This is a genomic window from Methyloceanibacter sp., assembly GCF_058506495.1.
The window spans coordinates 1-7,423 of record NZ_JBZMXT010000094.1; the positions used below are offsets into that span (position 1 = coordinate 1).

A 7,423-nucleotide genomic window follows, 5' to 3' on the forward strand; every position below is an offset into this window, starting at 1 on the left:
GGCCCGCGGTGCGGGTCGTGTAAGGCAGGCCTTCCAGAAGGGCGTGAACACGCGGTAGGGGCGTCCGTCCTTCGTGACAATGTCTTTGGGTGCGTAAAGCAGTCGACCAGAATGAATGTGAAACGCGACACCGTGCTCCTGACATTGTGCGGCGATGTCATTCTCGGAACGTGTGCCGAAGGGTTCAAAGCTCTGTGTGGCATGAACCGCAGTGGCGCCCGTCTCACCAATGATTCTCTCAAAGACGTCACGTGTCGGGCCCTCACGCAGAATCAGCGCGCCGCCAAGCTCTTTTAGCGAAGCATCCAGCGCCTTGAGGCTCTGATGCAGCCACCAACAGGATGCGCCGCCAGCGGGCAGCGTGCCTGGCGTATCGCAGTCGTGAATATAGAGCGGCAACACCGGAGCGCCGGATCGCGCCGCGGTGGCTAGCGCCTCATGGTCGGCAAGCCGCAGTTCCTTCCGGAACCAGACGATCGCAGGCCTTTTCGTTGCTTTGCCCATCAGTTCTTCGTGGCCTCCAAGGCGGCCTCGTGAAGCGCGCGTGAGTCGTCTCCGAAGCAGCAGAACACGACCCGCGTCATGTCTGGGACGTCGGGCAACGTCTCGCGGACGGTCCTCAGAGCAATGAGTGCGGCCCGGTCGGGCGGGAAACCGTAGATGCCGGTCGAAATGGCAGGGAAGGCAATCGAGGAGAGACCTTTCTGCGCGGCAAGGTGCAAGGCGCTTCGGTAGCAGTTCGCAAGCTGGTTGCCCTCATCGCGCTCCCCGCCTCCCCAAACGGGGCCGACCGAGTGGATCACGTATTTGGCCGGAAGGTCGAAGCCTGGCGTGAGTTTCGATTCGCCTGTCCGACAGCCGCCCAATGCTGCGCAGGCTGTGGCGAGTTCTGGTCCGGCCGCGCGGTGGATCGCGCCGCACACCCCGCCGCCAGGGGATAGCGCCTCATTCGCTGCATTGACGACGACGTCAACATCCAGCGTGGTAATGTCTGCGTTGATTATATCGATAGGGTCTTCCATCGGCTCATAGATGGCAGCGAGCGTCGCGGGATCAAGCCTCAACGCGCTAGCTCCCGCGTCATTTCAACTTGACCCGTGTAGATGGCGTTATGTTATATCACAAGTATGAGTAAGGCTCATCATCACCCGGGCAGCAGTTCGGCAACTAAGCTTTCACCAAACCAGCGCAAGGTTTTGGGGTGTCTGCGCGAGGCGGGCGAGCCGATGAGCGCTTACGCTATTCTCGACAATGTGCGGAACGTCGGCATTTCGCATCCCCCCACGGTCTACCGCGCCCTCAACGATCTCATGAGAAAGGGCATGGTGCACCGGCTCGAGTCGCGTTCCGCCTTCATCGCTTGCGGTCACGGCGGATGCGACGGGCGCTTCGCCTTCGCCATTTGCAGGGCGTGCGACAAGGTCGTAGAGATACACCTCGACAGTAAGGAACAATCGCGGCTTTTGGGTTTCGCGCCGGCCGAGATCGCGCCCGAGCAAGTCACGCTGGAAATCTCTGGATTGTGTGAGGCCTGCCGGCCCGCGGTGTCCTAGAGAACGCGCTAGGGAGAGGATCAGGCCGTGCTGCTTGATGGTTCGCTGCAGCCGAAACGGAGCGTGCGCGTCCACGTGCGCCCCTCAGGTTTCTCGCTATTTCGCGCATCAACGATCCAGCGCCTTTTGCTGGTTGCGGCGGCACTAGTTGTGCTCTGGTTAGCGGTCTTGTGGGCGGTGCAGTGAGGAGAGTCTCTTGAAGACGTTGTCTCCTGCAATCAGCTTTGAAAATCTGACGCTCGGTTACGACCGGCATCCGGCGGTTCACCATATTTCGGGCGACGTGCATCAGGGTGCGCTTCTCGCCATTGTTGGATCGAATGGCGCCGGAAAGTCGACACTGCTCAAAGCGATGGTTGGGGAGTTGAGACCGCTCAGTGGCCGCATTAACTTCCACGGGCATGGTAAGCGCGAAATCGCCTATCTGCCCCAAGTTGTCGACATCGACCGTAGCTTCCCCATTTCGGTGTTTGACTGTGTCGCCATGGGTCTTTGGCACGAAATCGGTGCTTCTGGAGGGCTTGACCTTGGCTGCATTGAACGTGTCGCCGCCGCGCTTGATGCCGTCCACTTGACGGAGCTTGCGGGACGCGCCGTCGGGGCCCTTTCGGGCGGACAGTTCCAGCGCGTCCTATTCGCGCGGCTGCTTTTACAGGATGCCAAGATCATTCTCCTCGACGAGCCGTTCCGGGCCGTCGATGCGAGGACGATTACCGACCTCATCGGGCTGATCGAGCGTTGGCATGCGGAGGGTCGCACGATTGTCGCCGTCCTACACGACATCGACGTCGTGCGCCGATACTTTCCCGAGACATTGCTATTAGCGCGTAAGGTGCTGGCGTGGGGGCGGACGCCCGACGTGCTGACGCCCGTCAATCTGGAGCTATCCCGTCGGTTCCACGAAGGCTATGACGAGCAAGCGGCGGTTTGCGAGCACGACGAGGCGCGCGAGACCGCATGATCGATACGCTTCTCGAACCGTTTGCCGAGTTTGCCTTCATGCGCCGCGCGCTCGTGGGATCTCTTGCAATCTCTATGACTGCGCCGCCGATCGGGGTCTTTCTGGTGCTGCGCCGAATGAGTCTGATGGGCGATGCCATGGGCCACGCGATCCTACCCGGCGCCGCCATTGGCTATTTGCTTGCGGGGCTCTCTCTATTCGCCATGAGTCTTGGCGGCTTCGCCGCTGGGCTTGCGGTCGCTGTGGCCGCGGGTCTGGTCGCGCGCTCTCAGATTATCCGAGAAGATGCCAGCCTTGCAGGGTTTTACCTTCTCGCGTTGGCTCTCGGTGTTTTCATGGTGTCTGTGCACGGCACCAACGTGGATCTACTCCATGTGCTGTTCGGTTCGGTTTTGGCGGTCGACGATACTGCATTGCTGCTCGTGGCTAGTATTGCGACCGTCTCGCTGACCACACTGGCGGTGATCTATCGTCCCTTGGTCCTGGAGTGCTTCGACCCTCATTTCCTGCGGTCCGTCAGCCGGTGGAGTTCGCCGACGCATCTCATCTTCCTTGTGTTGGTCGTGCTCAACCTTGTGGCTGGCTTCCAAGCGCTTGGCACGTTGATGGCGGTCGGCATTATGTTGCTTCCCGCAGTGAGCTCGCGTTTCTGGGTCAACAGTGCAGGGGGCATGATCATGCTTGCCGTCGCTGTCGCGTTCATCTCAAGCGTGGCCGGGCTGCTTGTCTCTTATCACTACAGCGTTCCGACAGGCCCGACAGTGATTCTGGCTTGCGGTGTGTTCTACCTTTTCTCGATGCTCGCGGGTGTGCGGGGCGGCGCACTCTGGGGGCTGATACCGCGCAGACACCTTGAAGCGTGACTCTTCCATCCATTGCGATACGGAGTAAACAGACTATGCGTATCAGATTGATGCCTGTTCTCGCTGCCGCCGCTTTTGCTTTCGGCGTTTCCACTCATGCGGAGGCCGCTGACAAGGTGAAGGCGGTCGCCTCATTCAGCATTCTTGCCGATATGGTGCGGAACGTTGGCGGAGAGCGCGTCGAGGTCACGGAGCTCGTCGGCCCGAACGGCGATGCGCACGAGTTCAACCCAACGCCAGCTGATGCCAAGAAGCTCGCGAGGGCAGACATCTTTTTCGTTAATGGTCTCGGCTTTGAAGGCTGGATGGAGCGGCTGGAAACATCTTCCGGCTTCGATGGTAGCACCGTCGTCGCGACGAAAGGAGTGAAGGCTCTGACGGTTGAAGAGGAAGATGAGCACCTTCATGACACCGTTCCGGAAGAACACGCTAATGACGACCACGGTCATAACAATCACGATCGCGACAAGCATGCCGGAGGTCACCATCACCGTCACGGCGCTACGGATCCCCACGCATGGCAGAGCCTTGCGAATGGCGCGATCTACGTGGCGAATATTCGCGACGGGCTGATCGCCGCGGACCCCGAGGGCGAAGCGGTGTACAAGGCAAATGCGAAAGAATATTTAGCAGCGCTCAGGAAAGAAGACGCCGCCGTTAAGACCGCGCTCGCAGCCCTGCCTGAGACCCACCGTAAGATCATCATGAGCCATGACGCCTTTGGCTATTTTGGTGATGCTTACGGGCTGGAAATTCTTGCGCCAAAGGGTGTAAGCACGGCGAGTGAGCCGTCGGCTAAAGACGTTGCGAAAATTATTCGTCAGATCCGGAAGGACAAGATTCCGGCGGTGTTTCTAGAGAACGTCGCCAACGCAAGAATGCTGGAGCAGATCGCGAAAGAATCGGGCGCTCAGATCGGCGGGACGCTCTACTCGGATGCGCTCTCCGAAGCAGACGGGCCGGCACCAACCTATATCGACATGTTCAAGTACAACGCGAAGACGCTGACTACGGCGCTTTCCTCCTAAAGTAGCAAACGGGCTTTGCGGGGCGGCTGATCGCGCCGCCCCGCATTCTCTTCCGCCGGTGGCTCTCTGGGCACTCCTGCGCCTCGATGAATAATGTTATAATATAAGGTTGGGTTTGATATGGACAAACAACTCATGGACCACCTTCAAAGTGCCACGCCGGGTAAGGACAAGCGCCTTCCCGTCACCGTCCTTTCCGGGTTTCTCGGCGCCGGAAAAACGACCTTGCTTAATCGTGTGCTCTCCAACCGCGAGGGTCGCAAAGTAGCGGTCATCGTAAACGACATGAGCGAAGTCAACGTTGACGCGGAGCTTGTGAGAAAAGGCGGCGCAGACCTGTCGCGCACGGACGAAGCCCTTGTGGAAATGTCGAACGGCTGCATCTGCTGTACGCTCCGGGAAGACCTCTTGCTCGAGGTTCGGCGGCTCGCCGACGAGGGGCGCTTCGACTACCTGCTGATCGAATCCTCGGGCATTTCAGAACCGCTGCCGGTCGCCACGACGTTCGACTTCCGGGACGAGGAAGGCACTAGCCTGTCGGACGTCACGCGGCTCGATGCGATGGTGACCGTGGTCGATGCGGCTGGCATCGTCGGTGACTATCAGTCCCAAGAGTTTTTGACCGATCGCGGGCTAGGCGCAGACGAGACGGATGTGCGCCCGCTCGTTTCGTTGCTCGTTGACCAGATCGAGTTCGCCGACGTGATTGTGCTTAACAAGCTCGATATCGCGACGCCGGAACAGGTCGCGGCCGCGCGTGCGATCATCCGATCCTTGAATAGCGGCGCAAAGATAATCGAGACCAGCGAGGGGAAGGTCCCGCTCGATGAGATTCTCGATACCGGTCTCTTCGACTTCGGAGCTGCACAGACTCACCCAACCTGGTTCGAAGAGTTGAACGGGTTCAAGGACCATACGCCCGAAACCGAGGAGTATGGGATCACGAGCTTCACATACCGGGCACGGGCGCCGTTCGATCCAAAGCTGCTCCACGCATTCTTCAACCAGAGCTGGCCAAACGTGATCCGAGCGAAGGGCTTTTTCTGGCTGGCCTCGCGGCCGCAATGGGTCGGCGAGTTGAGTCAGGCCGGTGCGCTCGTCCGGCACGAAGGCATCGGCTACTGGTGGGCCGCAGTGCCGCGGTCGCGCTGGCCCGATGACAACGATGCCGTCAAGGAGGTCATGAGGCGCTGGGACGACACTTGGGGCGATCGGCGCCAAGAGCTGGTCTTCATCGGCACGATCGCCATGGACCGGGAGGCCATCACCAGCGCGCTTAACGACTGCCTCATGAAGAATCCGCGAAAGGTGGGCATCAACGACGAGGAATGGCAGTCCCTCCCTGATCCGTTCCCAGCGTGGAGGGCTTAGAACAAAGCTCGGGACCCGTGTAATAAGGGCCCATGGCTGATGGTTTTCGGCGTTGGATTTTGGTGGGGCTCGCGCTGTTCGGCGCAGCAATCGCTTATGCTGCGCTCGGCCCCGCAAACTTGCAGATCAGGCTGGGATTGCATTGGCTGCTGGAGCATTTCTTGGTGTTTTTCGCCGTAACGGTGCTCGCCTGCGTCGCCTATCCTCAGCCGATGCGCGTGGCCGCGGTCTTGCTGCCCTTCGCTGTGGGTATTGAGGCGGCGCAGGCACTGACGCCAGATAGAACGCCCGACATCGCCACCGCGCTGGTTTCTGCGGCCAGTGTGGCGTCGGCAGCTCTCTTGGTGGACGGTATTCTGACCTGGCGGCGACATCGCCAAAGAACTTGAGCGAGTCGGCAAAGTGCCCTGGTCTAGCGCGGGAACCGCAAATGTGATGTATCCTTATCCTGATTGTTTTTCTGCTTGAGGATGCCCCGGTGACGATCATTGAGCGCAAAAAAACTGTGTCGGTCAGGATCGGCAATGTGATCATGGGCGGGGATGCCCCGATCGTGGTTCAGTCGATGACCAACACGGATACCGCCGATGTCGGCCAGACCGTCGCCCAAGTCGCCGCGCTTGCACGGGCGGGGTCGGAACTCGTCCGGATCACCGTGGATCGTGAGGAAGCCGCGGCGGCCGTCCCGCTCATTCGCGCTCAGCTCGATAAGCTTGGTGTCGATGTGCCGCTCATCGGTGACTTCCACTACAACGGTCACACGCTGCTGGCAGCCTACCCAGAATGCGCAGAGTCCCTTGCGAAGTACCGCATCAATCCGGGCAATGTCGGCTTCAAGGACAAGCGCGACAAGCAGTTCTCTCAAATCATCGACATTGCTCTGAAGCACGACAAGCCGGTTCGCATCGGCGTGAATTGGGGAAGTCTCGATCAGGATCTACTCACGCGGCTCATGGATGAGAATGCCGCGAGCGCATCGCCGAAGGATGCGCGCGAGGTCATGCATGAAGCCATGGTTCAGTCCGCATTGCTGTCGGCCGACCGCGCGCAGGAACTCGGTATGGGCCCCGAAAAGATTGTGCTCTCGGCCAAAGTCTCCGCTGTCCAAGATCTTATTGAGGTCTACCGCATGCTGTCGGAGAGAACCGACCTTGCTCTGCATCTTGGGCTGACGGAAGCCGGAATGGGGTCGAAAGGCATCGTGGCCTCCTCGGCCGCCATGTCCGTTCTGTTGCAGCAGGGTATCGGCGACACGATCCGCATTTCGCTTACGCCCGAGCCGGGTGGCGATCGATCATTGGAGGTTAAGGTCGCCCAGGAGCTCTTGCAGAGCATGGGCTTCCGCGCGTTCGTGCCGTTGGTCGCAGCGTGTCCAGGATGCGGGCGCACCACCTCAACCACGTTCCAAGAGTTGGCGCAGGACATCCAAGGCTTCATCCGCGATCAGATGCCCGAGTGGAAGCGCCGCTATCCCGGTGTCGAGAATCTCAACGTTGCGGTGATGGGATGCATCGTCAATGGACCGGGCGAGTCGAAGCATGCCGATATCGGTATCTCGCTGCCAGGAACAGGCGAGGCGCCTGCCGCGCCCGTCTTCATCGAGGGCAAGAAGGTCACCACCTTGCGCGGTCCAGGCGCCGCTGCCGA

Annotated in this window: 9 protein-coding genes; 7 read left to right on the forward strand and 2 right to left on the reverse strand. The window is 60.1% G+C overall.

Features of this window, described 5'->3' with window-relative positions:
• Together AC33YF_RS12015 and AC33YF_RS12020 are read right to left on the reverse strand one after the other, a co-directional pair.
• A partial coding sequence (locus AC33YF_RS12015) for a deoxyribodipyrimidine photo-lyase (RefSeq protein WP_491777446.1) occupies positions 1 to 504 on the reverse strand: 504 nt, incomplete at its 3' end.
• Positions 504 to 1,022 (reverse strand): O-acetyl-ADP-ribose deacetylase, encoded by a 519-nt coding sequence (locus AC33YF_RS12020; RefSeq protein WP_491777454.1) that lies wholly within the window; start codon positions 1,020 to 1,022, stop codon positions 504 to 506. The genes AC33YF_RS12020 and AC33YF_RS12015, both read right to left, overlap by 1 nt.
• 204 nt (positions 1,023 to 1,226) lie before the next feature.
• Between AC33YF_RS12020 and AC33YF_RS12025 the strand changes: the two genes are divergently transcribed.
• The 7 genes from AC33YF_RS12025 to ispG all read left to right on the forward strand — a co-directional run.
• Positions 1,227 to 1,553 carry a Fur family transcriptional regulator gene (locus tag AC33YF_RS12025; protein WP_491777447.1) on the forward strand — a complete coding sequence of 109 codons (327 nt, stop codon included), beginning with the start codon at positions 1,227 to 1,229 and terminating at the stop codon, positions 1,551 to 1,553.
• Positions 1,554 to 1,749: 196 nt separating this feature from the next.
• Complete coding sequence (locus AC33YF_RS12030) at positions 1,750 to 2,514, forward strand: metal ABC transporter ATP-binding protein (RefSeq protein WP_491777448.1); 765 nt, start codon at positions 1,750 to 1,752, stop codon at positions 2,512 to 2,514.
• Positions 2,511 to 3,377 (forward strand): metal ABC transporter permease, encoded by an 867-nt coding sequence (locus tag AC33YF_RS12035; protein ID WP_491777449.1) that lies wholly within the window; start codon positions 2,511 to 2,513, stop codon positions 3,375 to 3,377. The genes AC33YF_RS12030 and AC33YF_RS12035 overlap by 4 nt, the downstream gene beginning before the upstream one ends.
• A gap of 35 nt (positions 3,378 to 3,412) precedes the next feature.
• Positions 3,413 to 4,405, forward strand: a complete 993-nt coding sequence (locus tag AC33YF_RS12040) for a metal ABC transporter substrate-binding protein (RefSeq protein WP_491777450.1) — start codon at positions 3,413 to 3,415, stop codon at positions 4,403 to 4,405.
• A 120-nt stretch (positions 4,406 to 4,525) separates the two neighbouring features.
• On the forward strand, positions 4,526 to 5,776 hold the full coding sequence (locus AC33YF_RS12045; protein ID WP_491777451.1) for a GTP-binding protein: 1,251 nt from the start codon (positions 4,526 to 4,528) through the stop codon (positions 5,774 to 5,776).
• A gap of 32 nt (positions 5,777 to 5,808) precedes the next feature.
• Entirely contained in the window at positions 5,809 to 6,165 is a 357-nt protein-coding gene (locus tag AC33YF_RS12050; protein WP_491777452.1) for a VanZ family protein, read from the forward strand.
• 89 nt (positions 6,166 to 6,254) lie between these two features.
• Positions 6,255 to 7,423: flavodoxin-dependent (E)-4-hydroxy-3-methylbut-2-enyl-diphosphate synthase (gene ispG / locus AC33YF_RS12055; protein ID WP_491777453.1), on the forward strand; the 1,169-nt coding region annotated here is incomplete at its 3' end.